Genomic DNA, 601 nt, shown 5'->3' with positions numbered 1-601 from the left:
GAAACGCACAGCCGGCCGGAATGCGAGCACCGAAAGCGCGGCGTTCCCGTGCCCGGCCTCCGGGGCACCGGTCCGGGCCGACGCCCCCGGCCCGGCGTCCCCATGAGCCCTCCGGGACCTGCAACCGGAACGCGCGCCCCGGCCCGTGACCGCGCGCGCCCGATCGGGTCCCTCCTTTCGATTCGGGCAATTTCCGGGCGCCGATCGGGCCCGTAACGGGCATCACCCCGGGGCACCCGCACGCCTGGCGCACCGCTGACCTGCGCGGCTGCTCCGTCCCGGGCGGGCAGGAACGGGCACGAGCACCTTCGCGCAGAAGGTGGCCGAGCAACCGGAGGTGCTTGTACAAACGACACGTGAGCCCGAACGGACTGGTGCGGGCTCCACACTGGACCGCATCGAAGCAGAACCGGAAGGGCGCCGTGGGCACCGAGGAACGCCGCAGAGGGATTCTCCACACGGCCCGCCGCGACGGCTCGGTGGAGGTGAACGCGCTCGCCGCCCTGTTCCGCGTGGCGAAGGAGACCATCCGCCGTGATCTGCACGCCCTGGAGGAGCACGGTCTCGTCCGCCGGACCCACGGCGGGGCCTACCCCGTGGC

Annotated in this window: 1 protein-coding gene; it reads left to right on the top strand. The window is 73.2% G+C overall.

Annotated features, from left to right (window positions below; all coding sequences use genetic code 11):
• Nucleotides 1-422: 422 nt before the first annotated feature.
• Nucleotides 423-601, top strand: a 179-nt coding sequence (locus tag ACFV9O_RS40735; RefSeq protein ID WP_385428207.1) for a DeoR family transcriptional regulator, incomplete at its 3' end; no start/stop codon positions are given.

Origin of the sequence: Streptomyces sp. NPDC059909, from assembly GCF_042730885.1 — a bacterium.
Taxonomy (GTDB): domain Bacteria; phylum Actinomycetota; class Actinomycetes; order Streptomycetales; family Streptomycetaceae; genus Streptomyces.
This window is presented reverse-complemented; position numbering and strand designations above follow the sequence as displayed.